We start from the raw sequence: 21,841 nt of genomic DNA, 5'->3' as shown, positions 1-21,841 counted from the left end.
CCGATTCTGCGCCCGGGTACGCAAGCAGCCCGACCTGCCGTCCGTTTCCATGCCGGACGTCTACAAACACCCGACCGTTCGAAAGCTCGCAGCCGCCCTCACCGACGACGCTCTCACCGCTGACCCGAGGGACGATCCGGCCACCCTCGCCAAATGCGAGCAACGCTTCGCGGGGGTGCTGGCCGACATCGTGGGCACCGACCACGTGTCCGTCGACAGTCACTTCTTCGACGACCTCGGCGCCGACTCCATGCTGATGGCCCGATTCTGCGCCCGGGTACGCAAGCAGCCCGACCTGCCGTCCGTTTCCATGCCGGACGTCTACAAACACCCGACCGTTCGAAAGCTCGCAGCCGCCCTCGCCGACAGCAAGACCAACACCAAGACCGCCGGCAAAACCAGGCCTGCCTCGCAGCGAGCAACTCCGGCGGCTCGCAATGAGCCGTCGAGGCGGGTGCGCAATGGTGAGTACGTCCTCTGCGGGGCGTTGCAACTCCTGTTCCTCCTGGGCTACCCCGCCCTCACCACGATCGTCGCGGTGAAGGGCTACGAATGGGTCTCGGCCGGCCCGAACCCGGTCGACGTCTACCTGCGGGCGGTCGTGTACGGCAGCGCGATGTTCCTCGGCCTCTGCTCCCTTCCGATCATGCTCAAGTGGCTGCTCATCGGCCGGTGGAAGCCCCAGCAGATCCGCGTCTGGAGCATGGCGTACTTCCGCTTCTGGCTCGTCAAGACCCTGGTCCAGCGGAACCCGATGGCGCTGTTCGTCGGCTCACCGCTCTACGTGCTCTACCTGAAGGCGCTGGGCGCGAAGGTCGGGCGCGGCGCCGTCATCTTCTCCAGGAACGTGCCCGCGTGCACCGACCTGCTCAGTGTCGGCGACGGCGCGGTGATCAGGAAGGATTCGTTCTTCAACGGCTACCGGGCCCACAACGGCATCATCCAGACCGGCGCGGTCAGCCTCGGCAAGGACGCGCTCGTCGGCGAGATGACGGTGCTCGACGTCTGGACCTCGCTGGGTGACGGGGCCGAGCTGGGGCACTCCTCCTCGCTGCACGCCGGACAGACCGTGCCCGACGGGGAGCGCTGGCACGGCTCCCCCGCACAGCCGGCCGACGTCGACAGCCGGCGGATCCCCCCGGTGGACGTCAGCACCCGGCGACGGGTCGTCTTCACGACCGTGCAACTGGTGAACCTGCTTCTGGTGGGTACGCCGTTGATGTTCGTCATCGCGGTCCTCGCGCTCACCAAGATCCCGCAGCTCGTCACGCTGTCGGCCGCGGAATCGGTCTCCTTCACGAGCTGGGCGTTCTTCCGCGACGACGCGCTGGTCATATCCGCCGTGTCCTTCTTCGGCGCCGTGATCGTCGGCCTCGTGTTCGTGGGAACCGTTCCGCGCGTGCTGAATCTCTTCATCAAGCCGGACAAGGTCTACCCGCTGTACGGGTTCCACTACTGGATCCACCGCGCGATCGCCCGCATGAGCAACAGCAAGTTCTACCTCAATCTCTTCGGTGGCACCTCCTACGTCATCCACTACCTGCGCTGGCTGGGCTACGACCTTCGCGGGGTGCGGCAGACCGGTTCGAACTTCGGCGAAATGGTCAAGCACGACACCCCGTTCCTCAGTGCGGTCGGCAGCGGAACGATGGTCGCGGACGGGCTGTCCATCATCAATGCCGATTTCTCGAACTCGTCGTTCCGGCTGTCCCGCGTGTCGATCGGTGCAGAGAACTTCCTCGGGAACCTGATCGCCTATCCCGCGCAGGGCAAGACGGGCGACAACTGCCTCCTCGCGACGAAGGTCATGGTTCCCGTCGACGGACGGGTGCGGGAAGGCATGGGCCTGCTGGGCGCGCCCAGCTTCGAGATCCCGCGGTCGGTCCGGCGTGACAGGCATCTGGACGTGGAGAGCAAGGACGAGCTGCGCGGCCGCCTCCGGGCCAAGAACGTCTACAACACCATCAGCATGGCGCTGTTCCTGCTGGCGCGCTGGCTCCTCATCTTCCTCGTCACCGCGTTCTACCTGGCCGCCATCGACCTCTGGGCCTCCCTTGGTGCGTTCGGGTTCGCACTGGCCACCGCCGGGGTCTTGGTCGGCACAGTCGTCTACAACGTCCTGGTCGACCGGATGATCACACCGCTGCAGGCCTTGCGGCCGCAGGGCTGCTCGATCTACGACCGCGCCTTCTGGCGGCACGAACGTTTCTGGAAAGTGACCACCCTCGGCTATGTCCTCCTCTTCAACGGCACCCCGCTCAAGAACGTGATCTGGCGGCTGCTGGGTGTGCGAATCGGCCGCCGGGTCTTCGACGACGGCCTCCGCATACCCGAGCGGACGTTCACCACGATCGGGGACGACTGCACCTTCAATGTGGACACCGTCATTCAGTGCCACTCGCAGGAGGACGGAGGATTCAAGTCGGACCACATCGTGATCGGTGGCGGCTGCACGCTCGGTGTCGGCACACTCGTCCACTACGGCGTGACGATGGGCGACGGCGCGGTGGTCGCCACCAGCTCCTTCCTCATGAAGGGCGAGGAAATGCCACCGCATGCCCTGTGGGGCGGAAACCCGGCCAGGAAGACGCGTGAGCAGTCGGCTGACCTTCAGCTGCGCAGGAACAGTCTCGACGACCGCGCCGACGCGCTCGTCCGCGGCGACTGACACCCGGCGAACGTGGAACGTAGGGACGATTCGATGGACGATCGGATTGAAGCCGGCCGGGAGTCCTGGCGGGCTGTCCCGCGCGCGGGCGGCGCGACCGCGCTCCCCCGGAGGACGCTCGACCCGGCACCGGGCGTCGCAGAGCGAATCCTTCTACTCCGGCCGGGCCGTTCGACGCCGAGGGCCTGCGCCACTTCTTCGACCTGGACGGCAGGTCGCTGTCGGCGGTGCGACTGGCGATCGCCCTGGAACGCGCAGTCTCCCCGAGGACCTCACCACCACCCGGTCCTCGCCGGTCCGGCCTGCTGGTCACGACAGGCTCGAGACGGCACCGGGCGTGCAGTGTGTCAACGAATCGGTGGCTCCTTCCCGAGTGGACATCGAGGAATCAAGGAGAAACGAGATGTCGACCTCTTCTCAGGCGGCGCTGCTCGAGGTGGACCTGCAACCCGGCAAACCGCCGATTTTGCACACCAGGCCTGCCGGCGACGCGGTGCGCTGGGCAGCCGAGCACCGGATGGCGCTGCGCGCTGTGGTCGCGGAGCACGGATCGGTCCTGGTCCGCGGCCTCGGGCTGCGCGACGCGGCCGAGACCGTCGCCCTCTTCCACCAACTGGCCCGCACCGGTCTGATGACCGAGAGAGAGGCCTTCGCCTCCCGGCGGACCTACGCGGAGGGCGTGTACTCCTCCTCGAAGTGGCCGCCGAACCAGCCGATGTGCATGCACCACGAACTGAGCTACCGGCTCGAGTTTCCCGGCCTGATCCTCTTCGCGTGCCTGTCCGCGCCCACCGAGGGCGGGGCGACCGGTGTGGCGGACTCGACGGCCGTGCTCGACGCGCTGCCCGGTGATCTCGTCGAACGACTCGAGCGGGAGGGTTGGATGCTCGTCCGCAACTACAACGAGGAGATCGGCACGTCGGTCGCCGAGGCGTTCGGCACCGAGGACCGTGGCGCGGTCGAGAGTTACTGCCGCGCCAATGCCATCGAGTTCGAGTGGCGACCCGACGGAGGGCTGTGCACCTGGCAGCGCCGCAGCGCGGTGGTGCGGCATCCGGTCACCGGGCTGCGCTGCTGGTTCAACCAGATCGCCTTCCTCAACGAGTGGACGCTCGACCCAGAGGTGCACGAGTTCCTGGTCGACACCTACGGCGCCGAGGGGCTGCCGTTCACCACCCGCTTCGGGGGCGGCGACCCGATAGGAGAGGACGTCGTGCACCTGCTCAACGAGGTGTACGAGGCGGAGACCATGCGGGAGCCCTGGCAGGCGGGCGATCTGATGCTCGTCGACAACGTCCGCAGCGCACACAGCAGGGAGCCCTTCACCGGACCGCGTGAAGTCCTGGTCGGGATGGTCGACCCGGTACGCCTGGCCGACTGCTCGCCGACCGTCAAGGTGAACGCCGGATGACCACGTACGCCGTGGGACCGTTCGCGGTCACCTCCGGTGCCCAGGTCCACCGCGCGTTGCCGAACCCTCAGGGCAGGGGGTTGGGATTCGTCGGCTGCCAGGCAGAAGCGACGGAAAGGAACCCGCCGAAATGATCACCCGAGTGCCGGACCTCGTTGCGAGGTCCGCCCGACGGAACCCCGGCACGCCCGCCCTGACCGCACGAACGATCACGATCTCCTATGCCGATCTGCACGAGCGGACGGAGCTCGCGGCCGCCGGCCTGCGCGACCTCGGCCTCGAGGGTGGCGAGCGCGTCGCGGTCTTCCTCGACAAGAGGATCGAGACTGTCGTCGCGCTGCTCGCCTGCTCGAGGGCCGGTGGCGTGTTCGTCCCGGTGAATCCCGTGCTGCGGGCCAGGCAGGTGAGGCACATCCTCGACGACTGCGCCGTGCGGGTACTGGTGACCTCCGCGGACCGGCTGCGGACCCTGCGCGCCGAGCTCGCCGCCTGCAAGTCACTCGCCCTCGTCCTCGTGCTGGGCGACTCGCTGGTTGAGGACGAGGAAGCCCCTTACCGCGTGCTCCCCTGGTCGAAGGTCGCCGAACCCGCGAGCCAGGCCGTGTGTCCTCCGACGGGCGGCGTCGACACGGATGTGGCCGCGATCCTCTACACGTCGGGGAGCAGCGGGGCCCCGAAGGGTGTCGTGCTGTCGCACCGAAACCTCGTCGTCGGCGCGGAGAGCGTCAGCACTTACCTGAACAACACGGCGGAGGACCGAATCCTGGCCGTTCTCCCGTTGAGCTTCGACGCCGGGCTGAGCCAATTGACGACCGGCTTCTGCGTCGGCGCCCATGTGGTGCTCTCCGACTACCTGCTGCCGGGGGATGTCGTCCGGCTGTGCGCGAAGCACCGCATCACCGGGCTGGTGGGCGTACCGCCGCTGTGGATCCAGCTCGCGGCCCAGACGTGGCCGTCCGAGGCCGTGGCCGGGGTGCGCTACTTCGCGAACACCGGGGGGCGGCTCCCGCGCGTCACCCTGCAACGACTGCGAGCGATCTTCCCGAACGCAACGCCGTACCTGATGTACGGCCTCACAGAGGCGTTCCGCTCCACCTATCTCGATCCCCGGGAGGTCGACCGGCGGCCCGATTCGATCGGCAAGGCGATCCCGAACGCCGAGATCCTCGTGGTCAGGGAGGACGGCGGCCTCTGCAGTCCGGGAGAGCCGGGTGAACTGGTGCACCGAGGTCCGCTTGTCTCGTTGGGTTATTGGAACGACCCGGAGCGCACGGCCGAGCGGTTCCGGCCACCGCCGAACCGTCCGGCCGCGCTGTGCACGCCCGAACTGGCGGTCTGGTCCGGCGATGTCGTCGTCCGCGACGAGGAGGGCTTCCTGTACTTCGTCGGACGGCGTGACGACATGATCAAGACGTCGGGATATCGGGTCAGCCCGCAGGAGATCGAGGAAGTGGCCTACGAGACCGGCCTGGTCCAGGATGCCGTCGCGCTCGGCCTAGAGGACGAGGCACTCGGCCACCGGATCGTCCTCGTCGTGACACCCTGCGATCCCGCCGGATTCGACCCGGCCGCGGTGACCGCACGCCTGCGGCAGGAACTACCCGGCTACATGGTGCCCGCCGAGGTGATGGTCCTTGACGTCCTGCCCCGATCGCCGAACGGCAAGTTCGACCGGGCATTCCTTCGCCACGAGATCGCCGCCTCCCGCCCTCAGGAGCCCGCATGACCGCAGGCGCCTGTGCGTACCCCGCGATCAGCCGGGTGGCTTCGGACGGGTCATCCGCAGGAAGTACCCGGTCGCCATCGCGAACCGAATGGACGTCCCGGCTGCTGGGACTGTCGGCGTCTTCGACGGATGGTGTAGATCCCAGGCCGCCGTATGTGCACGACCGATGAGGAGAAGCCATATGACTCGCTCGCCAGAGATCTCGCAGGCGGTTTTCGAGGACGTCAAGGCCGTCGTGGTGGTCACGCTGGCCATCGAGGACCGGGCCGATGACCTCGGGCCGGAGACGGAACTGTACGGCAATCTTCCTGAGCTCGACTCGCTCACCGTCGTCAAGCTCATCGTGGCATTGCAGAAACGGTTCGGGATCGAGATCGGGATCGAGATCGTCGGTGAGACCTTCGAGACCCTCGGGCGGCTGGCGGCCTTCGTGGAGTCCAAGGTGCGCTGAGAGCCGCTCCGCGGAGTCGAGTGCTTGGGGGAGGTCGTTCTCGCGGGTCCGGGCCGCTCTGTTGTCTGTCAGTGCAGTCCGCTGTAGGCGGCCATGATGATCTCCATGCCGCGGTCGTCCTCCTGCCGGTCCCGGTCGATCATCTGGTTCATCACATAGGCCACCGTCATGCGTGAGTCGGGGTCGCTCGCGACCAGCGAGCCGCCCCAGCCGCCCCAGCCGAAGGTGTTGCCGAACTTGCCGAAGCCCGCCGTCCAGCACATCGGGGTGCCCAGCACGCGGTCCCCGCCGCGGAACTCTTCCTGCCAAGCGGGCTCGCAACCCCGGGGGGACAGCAGGCGCACGCCGCCGGCCGAACCCCGGTTCGCCAGTACCGACTGGATGAGGGCGACGGAACGAGCGTTGCCGAAGCCGTTCACCGCAGGGATCTGGGCACGGCGCCAGGCCGCGGAGTTGGCATCCCTGACCCGGATCGCGGGACCGGTGTTCTCCCGGGACGCGCCATCCGGTCCGGGCGGTGCGGTGGCGGCGTACTCGTCGGTCAGTGACGGCGGCGGGATGAGCAGTGCGACGCGGTGGTCATGTTCGGGGGAGAGCCCGATGTGGAAGTCCGCGCCGAGCGGTTCGGCCACTTCCTCGGCGAAGAACTCGCCGAGGCTGCGGCCGGTGACGCGACGGACGATCTCACCGACAAGGAAGCCGAAGGTGAGCGCGTGATAGCCGGCGGCCGTTCCCGGCGCCCAATCGGGCGCCTGCGCCGCCAGAGCCGCGCACACGCTCTCCCAGTCGTAGAGCTCCTCGACCGCTGTCAGCCCGGACACGTCCGGCAGCCCTGCGGTGTGCGACAGCACGTGTCGCACCAGCACGTTCTCCTTGCCGGCCGTGGCGAACTCGGGCCAGTAGGCGGCGACCGGGGCGGACAGGTCGAGCTCGCCCCGGTCGGCCAGGATCAGCGCGCACAGGGCGGTCATGTTCTTGGTCGTCGAGTTCACGCCGGCCAGGGTGTCGCGCTCCCAGCTGACGGAGCGGTCGGCATCGGCGTACCCGCCCCAGATGTCGACCACCGGCTCGCCGTTGACGTAGACGGCCGCCGAGGCACCCACGTCGTCCTTGCCGAGCAAAGCTGCAAGAGCCGCCTGGACCGCCTCGAACCGCGGCTCGCAAAACCCCTTAACATCAGTCACGGGCGTAAGCCTCGTGCCAGGTCAGGGCATCCTGCCCGACAATTCCCGCACTGATTTTGTCGGGTGGGCGCGATCACGTCTTCTCTACTCCAGCAAGGCGGCCGCGGGCGCAGCGAGACTCCGCCGTGGGTGTTCTGTGACGGAGACAAGAACGAAGGGCGGATACGCGTGCTGGAGCGGCTGAATCAGGCGCTGGACCACCTGGAGGCCTGCCTCGACCGGGAGATCGACATGACAGAGGTGGCCCGGATCGCGGCGGTGTCGGAGTACCACTTCCGGCGGCTGTTCTCCGCTCTCGCCGGGATGCCGCTCCCGGTCTACGTGCGGCGCCGGCGGATGACGCTCGCCGGGGCTGAGGTGCTGGCCGGGGACCTGACGCTGCTCGATATCGCGGTGCGGTACGGGTACAGCTCGGGCGAGGCGTTCGCCCGGGCATTCCGTTCGGTGCACGGCATCGGCCCGGGCGAGGCCCGGCGCAGGGGTGCTGTGCTCACGGCACAGCCACGCATGTCGTTCCGTGTCGTCGTCGAAGGCAGCACGACCATGCGCTACCGGATCGTCGAGAAGGAGTCGTTTCGGGTCGTCGGCAGGAAGGCCCGGCTCCCACTCGTGCCGGAGGGGCTCAACACGGCGGCCGCGGCGCACTTGGAGAGCCTGGACGAGTCGGTGATCGTGCGGATGAAGAAGCTGGCCGGCCGGGAGCCGGACGGGATCCTGTCGGCGGTGGTGTACCTGACCGACAGCCGGGAGGAGGGCGCCGAGGCGGACTACTGGATCGGCGTGGTGACCGGTTCCGAGGTGGCCGCCGAGGAGCTCGACGCCCTCGACGTTCCGGCCGGGACCTGGGCGGTCTTCGACCATCACGGGCCCTATCCGAGTGGTCTCCAGGAGCTGTGGCGAGACGTGTTCACGCATTGGTTCCCCTCGAATCCGTACACGAGCCGACCAGGTCCGGAGCTCTTGCGGACGCAGCCGGTGGAGATCGGCGCGGAGACCGAATCCCAGCTGTGGATCCCCGTCGAGCGGGAGCGCGGCAGCGCCGGGGCCTGACGGTCTTGGCCTTGTCGAGGTGCCCGTACACCGGGGAGCGGGGGACGCCGAACGGATCGGCGATCTGCTGGACGCCGTTTCGCGGGCGTCGTAGAGCTGCTGGGCGAGCACGGCGTGTTCTGTGCTGAGGCGGTTGCCGCCGGTCCGTCAACTGCTCGTCTGTTCAAGGTCCTTCGAGCGCGATCCGACGACAAGGCATCGGCTCGGGCGTTGCGCCGATGCCGCAACGCCCGGCGCTCACCCGCCGTCATCGCGCCCCCGACGGCCCACGCGCGTCGTCCCGCCCGCCGGCGTCACACAGTGCTGAGCGGGTGGGCCGCCGTGGCCGAACGTGGGGGCCAGGCGTGGGGCGCGAGTATGCCCAGGACGTAGGCGCGGGCCACGAGGGCCGGACGGGTGGCGGCGCCCAGCAGGTGCCGCAGGCGGCTGAGGTGGTAGTCGAGCGTCTGCCGCGACAGTTTCAGCGAGGCGGCTATGTCGCTGTTGCTGCTGCCCTGCGCCAGCAGAGACAGGATGCGGATCTGCGCGGCGGTCAGCGGCGGATGCGCCTCATGGGCGAGGCTCTGATGGGTGATCACCGCCCAGACGTGCCGAGCCCGACTGGAGGAATGGCCGATAGTCGTCAGGTGGAGCTCCGCCCGCCGCTGCAGTCCATGGGTGTCGACGAGCACGGCGGTGGTCTCGACACGTCGGGTGCGGCGGGCTATCAGACTGTTCCAGCGACGGTGCAACTGTTCGAGATCGGGTCCCGGTCCTGGGGCCAGCAGTGTGTGGGCGCGGCGGCCCACGAGGTCGGTCAGGCCGAGGTGGAAGAGTTCGGCTGCCGCCACGCTCGCCTCGATCACGCGCCCGTTCGCCGACAACAGGGCGCAGGGCAGGCCGCTGTGGTCACGCAGGGCGCTGAGGTTCTCCTCGGCCTCCTGGCGCTGCGCCGTGGCCCGCACATGGTCGGTGATGTCCACGTAGATGCCGGCGACGCACGTACGGGACTGTTCCCGCACCGGGAAGCGGTGGCCGACCGCGCGGCCCGTGGTGCCGTCCTGACGCACGTAGTGCAGGGTGTGGCGGACGGGCGTGCCCCTGGTGAGTATCTGCTGGTCAAGTGCCCTGAACCGGTCGGCCTCGGCCGGGGCGTCGAAGTCCTCGATGTATCTGCCGACCAGCTGTTGCGGCACGGTGCCGTAGAGGTGCGCGTAGGCGTGGTTGGCCCACAGGTAGCGTCCGTGGCGGTCCCGGATGAAGGCGGCCGCCGGAGCGAGGTCCACGAGGTCCGCGAAGGCGGCGTAGCCGGAGGGTACCGCGAGCCCTGCTCCCTGCTGCCGCGGGTCCGGGGCATGCCGTGAGCCGCCCGGGTCGCCGGAGTCGTCCGACTCACCTGTCCGCAAGGGCCCGCCTGCCTCCCCCTCCCCCGTCTGCCACGGCTCGTCGGCTTCCCTCCAGAACACGGGAAGGTTCTCGAGCAGTGTCTTGAGGCTTGGGTCGCCCACAACGGTCTCCGTTCGCATACGACTGTTTGACGCACAGTCACATGTCGTTGGATATACCGCCCGTTACAGAACACAAGCTCGATTCCCGGCCGACTTGCCGGGAGCTGCCTGGCCCCCGTCGCCTTACCGCTCGGGCCTGGCTCCGGGGACGAAAGTCTGCGAATCACCTCGGCGACTCAGGCATTTGCCTGAGTCGTGAGCGCCCTCTGCGGCGATATGGACGGGTACAGCCTGGTCCCCTGGAGTGTGCGGGCGGACACGCCGGACGCCGTTCCCCGCCCGCGATCCCCGGGCCCGTCACCGCACCACCGGTGCCGAGGAGGGCCTCTGCCGACCAGGTGAATGGAGACGAATTCCTGTGAGCACGGTGCTGTTGGTGCATGCCAAGGGTGGTCCGCCGCTCGGCCATGTCCTGTCCCGGACGGCTGCGAGGGCGGACGTGCACCTGCTGGCGCTCAGCGCTCTTCCCGCCGCCGTGGCGGGTTCCGCCGCCGGACTGTGCGCCTCGGTCACGACGCCGGACGACGCCGACCGCCGCGACCTGGTCTCCCTGATCGTCTCGCACGCCCAGGAGGTGGGCGCGGACGCCGTGCTCACCTTCTCCGAGTACGCGGTCGTGGCCGTCGCCGAGGCCTGCGAGAAGCTCGCTCTGCCGGGCGCGGGCGCGGCCGCCGCACTCGCACGCGACAAACGGTTGATGCGCAGCACCTGGCAGCGAAGCGGCCTGCCGCAGCCTGCGTTCCGCCCGGTCGCCACGGAGGCGGATCTGCAGGCGGCGGTGAACGCCCTGTCCTGTCCGCTGCTGCTCAAGGCGGCCTGGAGCGCGGGATCCACCGCCCACCAGATCATCACCTCCCCCGACGAGGCGTCCGCCGCCTGGGCCCGCTCGCGTCAGGTCATGGCGGAGTCCGCCCAGTTGGGGTACGCGGAGCTGCACGTCGCCGAGGCGAACGCCCACTTCGTGGTCGAGGAGATCGTCAGCGGCACCGCGGCGGACTGGTTCGACGAGCCCGGCTGGGGCGACTATCTCAGCGTCGAGGGCGTCGTGGCGAACGGCGTCTTCCACCCCGTCTGCCTCAGCGGCCGGATGCCCACCATCGAGCCCTTCACCGAGCGCGCCGGCATCACCCCCGCCCTGCTCTCGCCGGCCGCGCAGGACCGCGTCGTGGACCTGGCGCGCCGCGCCGTCGACGCTCTGGGCCTGCGCGACTGCGGGACGCACACGGAGATCAAGCTCGGCCCCGACGGCACCATGTGGCTCATCGAGACCGCCGCCCGGTTCGGCGGCGCGATGACCGTGCCGCAGATCGAGGAGGTCTTCGAACTCGACCTGGTGGGCATGCTCGTCGACCACCTTCTGGGACGCCCGGTCGCCTGGCCGGAGCAGGCCCTGACACCGGCGCAGGCACGAGGGGCGGCAGGCTCCCTCGTCGTCCTCGCCGTGGACGGCCGCGGCGAGGCCTGGCACGACCGCAGGGTCTGGGACTTCCCCGTCGTCGCGTCGGACGTCCCGCTGAGCCCGGGCAGCGAACTGTCGGTGGTGGCGGAGAGCTCCCTGCCCGACGGCAGTGTCGTGCCGGTCTACGACCCCGCCGCGGGCGCCAACACCATGGCGGCCCTGTGCCTGCTCTCCGCCGCCGACCCGCGGACCGTGCTGCGGGACTTCGAGACCCTGGTGGACGCCCTGCCCCGGGTGCTGCCCGCCGCGCAGTCCGAGGAGGTCCCCGCATGAGCACCCACCTGGCCACCGGAGCCGCCGAGACCGCCACCGACCGCACGGTCGTCGACGAGAACCTCTCCCTGCCGCTCTTCCGCACGCTGTCGGGGGTCCTCGCGGGCCACCCCTACCTCAAGGTCGTCGTCGACCGCGCGGAGAACACCTGGCACCTGCTCGACACCGACGCGCACCCCTTTCACGTCAACTACATCGCCACCCGGGTGCTGGGGATGGACCTGGACGCGCTGGACGCGCAGCTGGACGCGTTCAACGCCTCCGTCTACACCGATCCCGAGCGCCGGTTCCTGCTCGGTGTGCTGTCTCTGCACACCGAGCAGAACGACGGCAGGGAGCGGCCGTTCCTCGTCCTGGAGACGACCGAGGCCGACACCATGCACGGCGAACTGCTCACTTTCTTCTACGAGTTCGTCCGGTCCCGGGTGGACAGCAGTCTCCCGCTGCTGCTCAAGCCCGCCAACCACGGACAGGAGGAGGAGCTGTCGGCGATCAGCGAACAGCGCGTGCCCCGCATTTTCAGCCACGAGCTGTTCGGCTCCCGGGAGCGCACACCGCTGAACCCCGGCGAGGCCACCGGGCGGCTGCGCTTCTTCCGGACGGCCGGGGAGTACAGGGCGGCGGAGTCCGGCCTGGGCTGGGCTGACATCGTCGCGATGCCCTGCCTGCCCGACGACGTACCGCGCGTGGCCGGCTTCATCAACACCGCGCCGATCACACCGCTTTCGCACACCAACGTCCTCGCCTCCGGCTGGGGCATCCCCAACGCGATCGTCCGCGACCTGGAACAACTCGTCGACAAGGACCGCCTCGACGACGCGTGGGTGCGCTACCGGGTCGCCGAGGAGGACATATCGCTGCAGCGCCTCGATGACGAACCCGACCTGCGGGCGCCGGCCTGGCACCAGCAGCGCATCCGACTCGAACCGCCGCTGCTCGAAGACGCCCCCGTGCTCTCCCTGCACCGCCTGCGCAGCGCCGACCGCGACCGCTACGGCACGAAGGCCGCCAACCTCGGCGAGCTGCACCACGTCCTCGACAGCCGCACGGTGGACCTGACCTCCTTCTACGGCCGGCCCCGACCGCCGCGCGAGGACCTCTACGGCCACCTCGCCACCCGCCTCGGTCTCAGCGCCTTCACCGTGGAGCAACTCCGGTCCAGGGCAGCCGAGTTCGTCGCCGAGTCCGTCGGAGCCCCGGAGGGCGTCGCCCTCCCCTTCGCCCTCCAGCAGCAGTTCCTCGCCTCCTCTCCGGCCCTCCAGCAGGGCATCGGCAAACTGAAGATGGCGCTCGAACTCGACGCCACCGACGTCCTCGACTCGCTGTGCCTGCACCTGCAGCACCTGATCCGGCACGTCCCCGTCCCCGAGTCGGTCACCCGGCAGATCGACCAGGCCTTTCCCGCATCGGCGGCCACGCGCGGACGACTGGTGGTGCGCTCCTCCTCCAACGCCGAGGACCTCCCCGGGTTCTCCGCGGCGGGCGTCTACGACTCCGTCACCACCGTCCATGGCACGGGTGAACTCCTCGACGCCGTACGCCAGGTGTGGGCCTCCCTCGTGTCTCCCCGCAGCGTGCGGCTGCGCCACCAGGTCGGCATCTCCCTGGACGACACCTACATGGGCGTGATCATCCAGGAATACGTGCCCGCCTCCCTGGGCGGCGTCCTCGTGACCTGCAACCCGACCCGCCGGGACGACTTCCGCAACGTCTACATCAACTGTTCCCCGGGCTCGCCGGAGCAGGTGGTCGACGGGACGGTGCTGCCCCAGCAGTACCTGTACAACACCGTGGAGGGCGGCGGCCGTACCGTCGCGCTGGGCTCGTGGAACCAGGGGCTGTCCGCCGCCGTCCGCGCCCGGCTCGCCGACCTGTCCCTGACCGGACGGCTCCTGCAGTCCCACTTCAGCGAGGCCGACGTGGACAAGCCCCTCGACATCGAGTGGCTGATGACCGAGCAGGGCGACTTCCGGCTGGTCCAGATCCGCCCCTACGCGCTGTGAGGGCGCTTCCCGGCCGGCCTCGCCCCGGCACCGGAGCGGGCACGGGCCTGACCGACACCGCCCGCCGGATCATCCGGCTCAACTACGGCTTCCAGCTGCTGTTCAACCTGCTGTGGTGGATGCCGGTGTTCTACGCCTACCAGAAGGCGGCCGGCCTCTCGGACGGGCAGATCTTCGGCATCCAGAGCATCTACTACGTGGCCTTCTGCCTGCTGGAGATCCCGACCGGGCTGATCGCCGACCGGATCGGCACCCGCAACTGCCTGCGAGCCGGCGCGGTGGTGATGACGGCCGCGAACCTGGCCCCGGTCGTCAGCGCCTCCTACACGGGGTTCCTCGTCCACTTCCTGGCCATCGCCGCCGGCCGGTCGCTCACCTCGGGCGCGGCGAGCGCCTACCTGTACGACGGACTGCGGGCGGAACGGTGCGACGAGCACTATCTGCGCGCGGAGGGCACCGCGCGGGCACTGGGGCTGGCGGCGAAGGTGTTGTGCTGGCCGCTGGTCGGACCGTTGATGACTCTCGCGCACCCGGCCCCGTACGTGCTCAGCGCCGTGAGTGCGGCGGGCTCCCTCGTCTGCGCCGTGCTGCTGCCCCGCCTCACCGGAGCGGAAGCCGGAGCGGACACGGGCCGGGGCGGCGGCGGGCGCCGGGGCGGCGCCTTCCTGCGGGACGCGGGAACCGCGTTGCGCTGCGTCGCCTCCTCACCGTGGCTGGCAATGGTGATGGTGCAGGGCGTGGCGGTCTTCACGCTGTCGCGCATCTGCCAGGTCAACCTCTTCCAGCCGATCCTGCTGGACCACGGCATCGGCGAGGCCTCGCACGGCGGGGTGCTGGCCGCGATGACCGTGGCGGAGGCGGTGGCGTCCGCCCGGCCCCAATGGCTCAGCCGCAGACTGCCGCCGGTCGCCTGGGTGTCCGTCCTGAGCCTCGCGCTGGCGGGCGCCCTGGCGGCCATGGCCCTGGGCGGGCCGTGGACCGCCGTCGTGCTGCTCTGCCTGTTCGCCGCCGCCACCGGTTTCGCGTTCCCCGTCCAGCGCAAACTGGTCAATGACGCGATCCCCGCGCACGCACCGCGGGCCACCCTGCTGTCGGTGGAGAGCATCGTGGACCGCGCCGTGTGTGCGCTGGCCGCGATCGCCGCGGGCGCGTACCTGTCGGCCGGGCGTCTGGACGCCCTGCTGTGGCACAGCGCGCTGGCCACCGCGGTGCTGCTCGGGGTCTTCCAACTGCTGCTGCGCAGCGGGGTGGTCGACCGTTCGGGCCAGGGCGGGAACCGGGCGATGCCGTCGCAGGCGGGCGGTCGCGCGGGAGTCGGCACCACGTCAGCGGGGGTGGGCGACGGTGCTCCCGACCCGGCGGACGCGGGCGCGGCGGCAGAGACCGGCCGCGAGGAGGCCCTCGAACCGGACCAGGCCGCCCGGAGACCGCGTACGACGTGACGGCCGGGTGATCGGACCCGTCGAACCCAGACCGGGCCACCGGCCGATCAGACCTGCGACGGCCCCCGAAACGGCGACCGTGGTGCGGGCGCCGATCCGTCGTCGTACGCCCGGATCAAGGGCGTACGACGACGGGGCGGTCCCTGCTGGGCTACGGCCGCAACAGAGGCCGGGGCTGTGATCAGCCGGGGCGACGGCCGAGGAGTTCGACCAGTCCCGCCGGCAGGAACACGGGCCGGTTCGGCCGACCGACCTGGTACGACAAGAAGCCCAGCGAGGAGGCGACGGACACCTCCTGGGCGGTCTCCGCCTGATAGACGACCCGGCAGCCGGCTGAGTCGTCCTTGGCGCGCTGCCACAGGACCGGGGACGGCTTGCGTTCGGCCTCGGTGCGCGGCGTGCGGATCCGGTCGCCGAAGTCCGCCCAGGCGAAGGGCACCGGGCCCCGCCACGTCGCGTCGACCTCGGTCCGGAGCCGGGCGGCGCGTTCCGCGTCGGTCGTGCCCCAGGAGGGCGGGACGTTGGTGATCAGGCCGACCCTGATGTGGCGTCCCCGCAGGTTCCGCAGGTACGAGGCCGCCCCGGGCAGGTAGGTGGTGCTGCCGTCGTCGGCGGTGTGCACCAGGGTCTCCCCCAGGTCGAAGTACACGACAGGACAGGCCCGTTCGGCGTGTGCAGGCGTGGTGGCGGCCGCACCCGGGCCCTTGCCGGCCTCCTCGGGGCCAGCCGCGGTCGCCGGCGTGCAGAGCATCGCCGACACCAGGGCTGCGCCCAGTGCGAGGCCCGCACGGGCCGGCCTGTTGGACGCGGATCCGTTCATGTGCGCCGTCACCCCTTCTCTGTCATAGGCATGACACGCTAACGCTCCGGTGGTCTCTCGGTGGGCCGAGCACACGACTGGCTTGAACCCGCCCCTGGCCCGGGGCGGGCCTTCGTGGCCCTGTCGCCCTCGTGCCGCCTGGTCGGCGACGAGCAGGGTGGTACCGGCCGGACGACCACCCAGCCGGGCGTAGATGCGCGCGAGGGCCTCGTCGGCGTGGGCGAGGAAGACGGTGGGCACGCCGTGGTCACGGGCGTGGGCCCACCCGGTGGCCGGCGTCGGGCCGTTCCGGCCGCCATGGCCGCCATGACGGCGGTGCCGAGCCCCTGCCGTCGGGCGGCGGGAAGCGTGCCGATGCCGCCGATCTCCGTGGCGCAGGCCGCCGGGTGATGGTGCCCCACGGCGAGGGGGGTGCCATCCGGCGCGAAGGCGGCGACGAGAGCCTTAAGGGCGCATATGTGGTTGTGATCAAAGGGTGGTCCGGGTGGGGTGCTTGAGCCAGATAAGGTGCCTCCGAAGCCAGTATGGGGGGGGTCTCGTTGGAGCGACGGAAGCTGATCGGGATCGGGGCGGGGCTGGCGGTCCTACCCGCCTGGTGGACCCTGTGTCAGGTGGCGAACGGGGCCAAGAGGGACTGGCACACCGACACCACACCGCTGGAGCGGGCGTTCCCGCTGTTGGGCCCGCTCACCGACGCCAAGTGGGTGAGCAGCCGGGACGACGATCGGGGCATACCGTCGCCGGAGCTGGTGATCTCTGGCTTCGCCCGGCTGACACCGGGGAAACTTACCAAGCTGACGGCGGCCCACGCCTTCGTCTCCGAGGGGCCGACCGATGACTTCTCCTCGTGGTTCGAGAAGTCGCTCAAGGGCGAGGGGCCGGCGAACCCCCAGTGGATCCGGTCGCACGAGCTCGACCGCGACGGCAGCGGCTACTCCACCAAACTGTGGTTTGACCGTCGCAGCGACACCGTCCGCTTCCGGGCACTCAACTCGTACGGCTAGAGCGCGTCGATTGCGATCAATGTGCGGTCCACGTGAGATCCCTGATCCGGATCATCAAGGCGCGAAGGTGGAAGCTGGCGAGGTAGCTGTCTGGGGTCTTGTCGTATCGGGTGGCGATGCCTTGCCAGGCCTGAGTTTGTTGATCAGACGCTCGACGGCGTTCCGTTCCTTGTAGAGGGCGGCGTCGTGGCTGATGGGCCCGCCCGCCTCTGGAGCCCTTCTTCCTCCGGTTGGCGGCCTGGTCCACCGCTGACGATGGTGCCGCAACGTCATCACCCACGCGACCGGTGCCGCCTTGTCGTCCCGCAGCAGTCCTACCGTGCGGCGCGCTGCCTGCTGCAGTTTCTCCCCGGTGAGGGTCACCGCCCGGCTCCGGTACGCCGGCCGTAGGTCGCCGGGTCCGCCGGCCGCCGTGCCTTCGGCAGGCCCTCGACCACCAGCCGGTAGGACTCGGTGACCAGCTCCTCGACCAGGCCGCGGTCGAGGGCGCCGCCATGCAGGGTGATCCAGTGCTTCTTGTTCATGTGGTAGCCGGGAGTGATTTCCGCGTACTGCTCACGCAGCACGGCCGACTCCTCGGGGGCGGACTTGAGGATCACCATCGGCTCCCCGGTCACCTCTGTGACCAGCATGAACACTTTGCCGCGCACCTTGTGCACGTCCCACTCGGGGCCGAAAGGATGCTCCAGCCCCGAGCCGGGCAGTCCCTCGGCGCACGCGGCGGCCAGCCGCTGCACTTCTGCGCCGTCCATGACCCGTGTCTCCTTCCTCCTCCGCTGCGGACCCTGCCTCACGGTCAGGACGCGACCGCCTCGGTCGCGGTCTGTGTGAACGCCCAGTTGGAATGCACGATCCGCCACTCGCCGTCGATCAGCCGGTACGCCTCCGTGGCGTTCCAGGCCCGCAGCTGCCGCTCCGTGCCGTCGTCGTCGAGCACGTAGGTGTTGAGGTTGTAGGCCAGGACCGCGAAGTCGCCGCCGTCGCTCACGTGCACGACGGGGTTCAGATACTCGCTGCGCACGATCTGCGGGTTCGAGTAGAGCGCGTCGATGTGGGCGACCACCTGGTCGCGACCCACGATCACGTCCTTCAGGATCGGGTCGAAGCAGCTGATCTCCTCGGCGTAGTTGTCGAGGTAGCCGCGGTTGTCACCGGCGCTCCACCGCTCGTTGAAGCCCTTCTCCAGCTCCAGAACGGTGGCGCCGATCGCTGCCTTGTCGAAGCTCATGCGTGTCCCTTCGCGGACGCCGGACGGTCGAATCCGGCGACACGTGTGCAGTTCCGGTACCGGCCGGCACCGGCGGCCCCGTCGCGGGCCTGAGAACCACTTTGTCCCGGGGTTGTCCGGTTGGGACGCTAAACTGCGGACACATGATGGTCATCGACGGACAGACTGCCGAGGACGAGACCACCGGCCCCGCCGTGGGCCCAGCGCCCGCCCCGCTGTACGGCTTCCAGCCGCCGGCCGGAACCCCGTACAGCTTGGAGGTCACCACGATCGAGGACTTCCACGCCGATCACGACGACTGGCCGTGGAACCCGCCGCGCCCGGGTCGGGCCACCTTCCACTACCTGATCCTCGTGACGTCCGGCGTCCTGAAACACGACGTCGACCACATCACCCACACCGTCTCCCCCGGCCAATGGCTCTGGGTACGCCCCGGACACACCCAGTGCTGGCACCCGCCCTCCACCGCCACCGGCCCCTTCATCCTCTTCGAGCCGGACGTCCTGGACGCCGGCACCGCCCGCCTGCTCGCCCCCGCCACCGCGCACGACGCACCCGCCGTCCTCACCCCGCACCCGGACGACGCCCCCTGGGCCGAACGCACCGCCCACCAACTCCTCGACGAGCACCGCGCCTTGGGACGGCGCCCCCTCGACCTCCACCACGCACTGCGCCGCAACCTCCTCCAAGCCCTCCTGCTGCGCCTCGCCCACAGCCCCGGCGCCCCGGCCACCCCCTCGCCCACCACCCGCCGCGCAGCACTCCACCAGCGGTTCCTCGACGCCCTGGAACTCCACTTCCGCGAACTGCACCACGTCGACGACTACGCCCGGCTCCTCGGCTGCTCGGTGCGCACCCTCACCCGCACCGCCCAGGACGTCGGCCACCCCGGCGCCCGCCAGGTGATCGACGAACGCCGCCTCCTCGAAGCCCGCCGCCTGCTCGGCCCCGCAGGCTGGACCGCCCGCGCCGTCGCCACCCACCTGAACTTCCCCGACCCCGCCGACTTCGGCCGCTTCTTCCGCCACCACACCAGCCTCACCCCCGCCGCCTGGGCGGTACAGGCAGAACACCAGAAAAGCAGCTCAGTCCGTTCAGCCGTTCGGGAGGGCGAGCCAGGTTGAGGCCGACGATGCCGCCGATCGACGCTCCCTAGAACGGCTGAGCGTCTGACAGGTGCGGCGCCGACGGTGCTCGTGGGCCTGGTCGTTGGCGCGCTGCTCGGCGGCGGTGCCCGAGTCGGTGTCGGGGACGGGGTGGCCGGCCTCGAGGTGCGCCCGTAGGTCAGAGCAGTCCTTGGACTGCGGTGTTCATGGGCTGGGCGGCTCGTACACTGACCAAAATGGAGGACCACACGGCCACCGGGGTCTGTGCACGTCCGGCGCCCGTCTTGCGGAAGTACGTCGACTCGTATGTCGGCTTCGACCTCCGCGGGCTCCCGACGGGGGTGCACTGCGGCCCGCCGAGCCGCGCGCTCACTGCGGTGATCAGCCTGTCAGATCCTCTGGAGGTGGCGGCGGGCGTTGACGACGGGTCACCGGTAACACGATTCGGCAGCGTGGCCGGCGGTCTGATGTGCCGGTCCGTCGCGATTCACCACGACGGGCGCCAGCAAGGTGTTCGAGTATCGCTGACACCGCTCGGGGCCCGGGCCATCTACGGCATGCCCGCCGCCGAGCTCGCCCACCGACTGGTCCCACTTGAAGAGCTTCTCGGAGCCCTTGCCGTCGAGCTGGTCGATCGGCTCCGATCGGCGACGACATGGGCGGCACGGTTCACCGCGCTGGACGAATTGCTCCTCCGAGCTGTAGGCCGTGGCGCCTGCGGCGACCATGTGCGCTGGGTGCGTCCCGAGGTAGCCGAGGCATGGCGCCGCCTCGTCGCCGCGCGGGGTTGCGTCCAGGTTGGCGCGGTCGCCGCGGAACTCGGCTGGAGCCGCCGGCACCTCACCGAGCGGTTTCGCGGTGAGGTGGGCCTGTCGCCGAAGACCTTCGCCCGCGTCCTGCGCTTCGAGCACGCGCACGAACTGGCGGCGGCCCAGGACCCGCTCCCGTGGGGCGAGGTGGCAACCCTGTCCGGCTATGCCGACCAGGCCCATCTCGTCCGGGACTGGCGCGAGTTCACAAGCCGATCGCCGACGGCATGGCGTCGCGGCGAAGTCCTCCTCGGAGCCGGGTAGCCGACATCCGTCTGTCCTTCGCGTCGGCTTCTCTTCCCTTTTCTTCAAGACCGCGCGATCGCTGTCGTGGACGATCATCGGCATGAGACTCGTCAACCACGAACGCGATGCCATGGACCTGCGGACCACCCCCGTGCACCTCGGACTGGGATCGAGAGCGAAACCCGTCGAGGGCTTCACCTGGGACCCGAAGGTGCTCCAGGCCTACAGCGCCGCGGTCGCGGCGGACGGCGCCGAGGGCCGGATGGTGATGATCTTCGACGGCGACGGGCCCGGCGACCACTGGGAGAGCCACCCTGCGGGCGACGAACTGGTCGTCTGCCTCAGCGGGTCCGTGACGGTCACTCGCGACGTGGACGGGGTGCCCGACCGCGTTCTGCTCGGGCCGGGCGAGGCCACCGTCAACCCGGCCGGGGTATGGCACGTGGTCGACATGGAGGGACCGGCGTCCATCCTGGCCATCACTGCGACCCTCGGCACCGACCACCGCCCTCGCACCGACGCACGCCCGACCCAACGCGTCGGTACGCCCAGCCCGGAGGAAGCGCCGTGACGACACGCATCGCGTGCCTCGGCGACAGCCTCACCCGCGCGCAGTTCAGCGTCGACTACCTGGATCTTCTCGGACGACGCCACCCTCCCGGTGACGTGCGGCTTGCCCGTTTCGGCGCCAACGGCGACTTCGCCCACAACCTCTTGCAGCGCCTCGATACCGTCGTCACGAACCCACCCGATGTGATCACCGTGTTGATCGGGACCAACGACGCCCGAGCGAGCCTTGCCGGCTACCCCGTCGAGCAGGTCATGAAGCGTAAACAGCTCCCCGTTCGCCCGTCGGCCGGCTGGTTCCAACAGTGTCTGGGAGCCGTCGTCGCGCGGCTGCGAGCGGAGACCGACGCGACGATCGGTCTGCTGTCGCTGCCGGTACTCGGCCAACAACCCGACGGAGCAGCGGCACAGGCATCGCAGGCGTACAGCCGGATGATCGCCGAGGTCGCCGCCGCCAACGAGGTGGCCTACCTTCCGCTGCACGAACGCCAGATCGAGGAACTGCGCCAAGCGGACCCGCCGCCGATTCCATACCGGGAGGCGACGCCCGCAGCGGTCGTCGGCGTCCTCGTCCAGCGCGCAGTGCTGCGCCGCAGCCTCGACACGATCTCGCGGCGGCGAGGTCTTGTGCTCACGACCGACCACATCCACCAGAACAGCCGCGGCGCCACCCTCATCGCCGAGGTCATCGACGCCGGTCTGCTGACCCAGTGCGTGTAGCCGGTTCCGGCGCCCGGCCAGTCGGATGCCTTCTACCGCCCAGCTGCTGCCCCGCCTCATCGCCCGCCGCACCCGCGGCCCGCTGTTCCCCACCGACCGCAAGGCCCCGGCCGGAACACCGACGCTCGACGTGTGCCCCGAGAATATCTCGGTCACGTCCGGAACAACTCACCGGCGTGCACTACCC

19 protein-coding genes and 1 pseudogene are annotated in these 21,841 nt (G+C 69.8%); 14 read left to right on the top strand and 6 right to left on the bottom strand.

Features of this window, described 5'->3' with window-relative positions:
- From EV567_RS15445 to EV567_RS15430, 4 genes are all read left to right on the top strand, one after another.
- On the top strand, positions 1-2,668 hold a 2,668-nt coding region (locus tag EV567_RS15445; protein WP_242620820.1), incomplete at its 5' end, for a Pls/PosA family non-ribosomal peptide synthetase.
- 403 nt (positions 2,669-3,071) lie between these two features.
- Complete coding sequence (locus tag EV567_RS15440; protein ID WP_130440279.1) at positions 3,072-4,079, top strand: TauD/TfdA family dioxygenase; 1,008 nt, start codon at positions 3,072-3,074, stop codon at positions 4,077-4,079.
- Positions 4,080-4,209: 130 nt separating this feature from the next.
- Positions 4,210-5,805, top strand: coding sequence for an acyl-CoA ligase (AMP-forming), exosortase A system-associated (locus EV567_RS15435; protein WP_130440277.1), 1,596 nt, complete (start codon positions 4,210-4,212; stop codon positions 5,803-5,805).
- Positions 5,806-5,986: 181 nt separating this feature from the next.
- Entirely contained in the window at positions 5,987-6,256 is a 270-nt protein-coding gene (locus EV567_RS15430) for an acyl carrier protein (RefSeq protein ID WP_130440275.1), read from the top strand.
- A 68-nt stretch (positions 6,257-6,324) separates the two neighbouring features.
- Here the strand turns inward: EV567_RS15430 and EV567_RS15425 are convergent, their stop codons facing one another.
- Complete coding sequence (locus EV567_RS15425; RefSeq protein WP_130440273.1) at positions 6,325-7,440, bottom strand: serine hydrolase domain-containing protein; 1,116 nt, start codon at positions 7,438-7,440, stop codon at positions 6,325-6,327.
- 168 nt (positions 7,441-7,608) lie between these two features.
- Here EV567_RS15425 and EV567_RS15420 point away from each other — a divergent pair, with 168 nt between their 5' ends.
- On the top strand, positions 7,609-8,490 hold the full coding sequence (locus EV567_RS15420) for an AraC family transcriptional regulator (RefSeq protein ID WP_130440676.1): 882 nt from the start codon (positions 7,609-7,611) through the stop codon (positions 8,488-8,490).
- A gap of 293 nt (positions 8,491-8,783) precedes the next feature.
- Here the strand turns inward: EV567_RS15420 and EV567_RS15415 are convergent, their stop codons facing one another.
- On the bottom strand, positions 8,784-9,875 hold the full coding sequence (locus tag EV567_RS15415) for a PAS domain-containing protein (RefSeq protein WP_242620819.1): 1,092 nt from the start codon (positions 9,873-9,875) through the stop codon (positions 8,784-8,786).
- Positions 9,876-10,335: 460 nt separating this feature from the next.
- Between EV567_RS15415 and EV567_RS15410 the strand changes: the two genes are divergently transcribed.
- The 3 genes from EV567_RS15410 to EV567_RS15400 are packed head-to-tail and all read left to right on the top strand — an operon-like array spanning position 10,336 to position 15,154.
- A complete protein-coding gene (locus tag EV567_RS15410; RefSeq protein ID WP_130440269.1) occupies positions 10,336-11,709 on the top strand; it encodes an acetyl-CoA carboxylase biotin carboxylase subunit family protein in 1,374 nt (457 codons plus the stop codon).
- Entirely contained in the window at positions 11,706-13,712 is a 2,007-nt protein-coding gene (locus EV567_RS15405) for a PEP/pyruvate-binding domain-containing protein (protein ID WP_130440267.1), read from the top strand. The genes EV567_RS15410 and EV567_RS15405 overlap by 4 nt, the downstream gene beginning before the upstream one ends.
- Positions 13,709-15,154, top strand: a complete 1,446-nt coding sequence (locus tag EV567_RS15400) for an MFS transporter (protein WP_407071596.1) — start codon at positions 13,709-13,711, stop codon at positions 15,152-15,154. The genes EV567_RS15405 and EV567_RS15400 overlap by 4 nt, the downstream gene beginning before the upstream one ends.
- Before the next feature lie 181 nt (positions 15,155-15,335).
- Here the strand turns inward: EV567_RS15400 and EV567_RS15395 are convergent, their stop codons facing one another.
- Positions 15,336-15,974 (bottom strand): hypothetical protein, encoded by a 639-nt coding sequence (locus EV567_RS15395; RefSeq protein ID WP_130440674.1) that lies wholly within the window; start codon positions 15,972-15,974, stop codon positions 15,336-15,338.
- A 114-nt stretch (positions 15,975-16,088) separates the two neighbouring features.
- Between EV567_RS15395 and EV567_RS28505 the strand changes: the two genes are divergently transcribed.
- Positions 16,089-16,364 (top strand): hypothetical protein, encoded by a 276-nt coding sequence (locus EV567_RS28505; RefSeq protein WP_165430387.1) that lies wholly within the window; start codon positions 16,089-16,091, stop codon positions 16,362-16,364.
- A gap of 221 nt (positions 16,365-16,585) precedes the next feature.
- Complete coding sequence (locus EV567_RS15385; protein ID WP_130440265.1) at positions 16,586-16,978, top strand: hypothetical protein; 393 nt, start codon at positions 16,586-16,588, stop codon at positions 16,976-16,978.
- 16 nt (positions 16,979-16,994) lie between these two features.
- Here EV567_RS15385 and EV567_RS15380 read toward each other — a convergent pair.
- From EV567_RS15380 to EV567_RS15370, 3 genes and pseudogenes are all read right to left on the bottom strand, one after another.
- A pseudogene (locus EV567_RS15380) lies at positions 16,995-17,222 on the bottom strand (IS5/IS1182 family transposase); the annotation flags it as partial.
- A 115-nt stretch (positions 17,223-17,337) separates the two neighbouring features.
- Complete coding sequence (locus tag EV567_RS15375) at positions 17,338-17,730, bottom strand: MmcQ/YjbR family DNA-binding protein (RefSeq protein ID WP_130440263.1); 393 nt, start codon at positions 17,728-17,730, stop codon at positions 17,338-17,340.
- 44 nt (positions 17,731-17,774) lie between these two features.
- Positions 17,775-18,206, bottom strand: a complete 432-nt coding sequence (locus tag EV567_RS15370; protein WP_130440261.1) for a nuclear transport factor 2 family protein — start codon at positions 18,204-18,206, stop codon at positions 17,775-17,777.
- A 143-nt stretch (positions 18,207-18,349) separates the two neighbouring features.
- Here EV567_RS15370 and EV567_RS15365 point away from each other — a divergent pair, with 143 nt between their 5' ends.
- The 4 genes from EV567_RS15365 (at position 18,350) to EV567_RS15350 (ending at position 21,654) form a co-directional block, all read left to right on the top strand.
- Complete coding sequence (locus EV567_RS15365; protein ID WP_407071595.1) at positions 18,350-19,330, top strand: helix-turn-helix domain-containing protein; 981 nt, start codon at positions 18,350-18,352, stop codon at positions 19,328-19,330.
- Positions 19,331-19,548: 218 nt separating this feature from the next.
- On the top strand, positions 19,549-20,385 hold the full coding sequence (locus tag EV567_RS15360; RefSeq protein WP_130440259.1) for an AraC family transcriptional regulator: 837 nt from the start codon (positions 19,549-19,551) through the stop codon (positions 20,383-20,385).
- 82 nt (positions 20,386-20,467) lie between these two features.
- A complete protein-coding gene (locus EV567_RS15355; protein ID WP_130440256.1) occupies positions 20,468-20,938 on the top strand; it encodes a cupin domain-containing protein in 471 nt (156 codons plus the stop codon).
- Entirely contained in the window at positions 20,935-21,654 is a 720-nt protein-coding gene (locus EV567_RS15350; protein WP_130440254.1) for a GDSL-type esterase/lipase family protein, read from the top strand. Before EV567_RS15355 ends, EV567_RS15350 begins: the two co-directional genes overlap by 4 nt.
- The last annotated feature ends 187 nt before the right edge of the window (positions 21,655-21,841 follow it).

This window comes from Streptomyces sp. BK239, assembly GCF_004217285.1.
GTDB lineage: Bacteria > Actinomycetota > Actinomycetes > Streptomycetales > Streptomycetaceae > Streptomyces.
Note: the sequence above shows the minus strand (reverse complement) of the source record. Positions and strands in the feature narration are given on the sequence as shown.

What these genes read in the sequence shown, in the direction of transcription:
- EV567_RS15440 (WP_130440279.1), top strand. Translation starts at nt 3,072, where the DNA reads ATGTCGACCTCTTCTCAGGCGGCGCTGCTCGAGGTGGACCTGCAACCC.
- EV567_RS15435 (WP_130440277.1), top strand. Translation starts at nt 4,210, where the DNA reads ATGATCACCCGAGTGCCGGACCTCGTTGCGAGGTCCGCCCGACGGAAC.
- EV567_RS15430 (WP_130440275.1), top strand. Translation starts at nt 5,987, where the DNA reads ATGACTCGCTCGCCAGAGATCTCGCAGGCGGTTTTCGAGGACGTCAAG.
- EV567_RS15405 (WP_130440267.1), top strand. Translation starts at nt 11,706, where the DNA reads ATGAGCACCCACCTGGCCACCGGAGCCGCCGAGACCGCCACCGACCGC.
- EV567_RS15395 (WP_130440674.1), bottom strand. Translation starts at nt 15,974, where the DNA reads ATGAACGGATCCGCGTCCAACAGGCCGGCCCGTGCGGGCCTCGCACTG.
- EV567_RS15375 (WP_130440263.1), bottom strand. Translation starts at nt 17,730, where the DNA reads ATGGACGGCGCAGAAGTGCAGCGGCTGGCCGCCGCGTGCGCCGAGGGA.
- EV567_RS15370 (WP_130440261.1), bottom strand. Translation starts at nt 18,206, where the DNA reads ATGAGCTTCGACAAGGCAGCGATCGGCGCCACCGTTCTGGAGCTGGAG.
- EV567_RS15365 (WP_407071595.1), top strand. Translation starts at nt 18,350, where the DNA reads ATGATGGTCATCGACGGACAGACTGCCGAGGACGAGACCACCGGCCCC.
- EV567_RS15360 (WP_130440259.1), top strand. Translation starts at nt 19,549, where the DNA reads ATGGAGGACCACACGGCCACCGGGGTCTGTGCACGTCCGGCGCCCGTC.
- EV567_RS15355 (WP_130440256.1), top strand. Translation starts at nt 20,468, where the DNA reads ATGAGACTCGTCAACCACGAACGCGATGCCATGGACCTGCGGACCACC.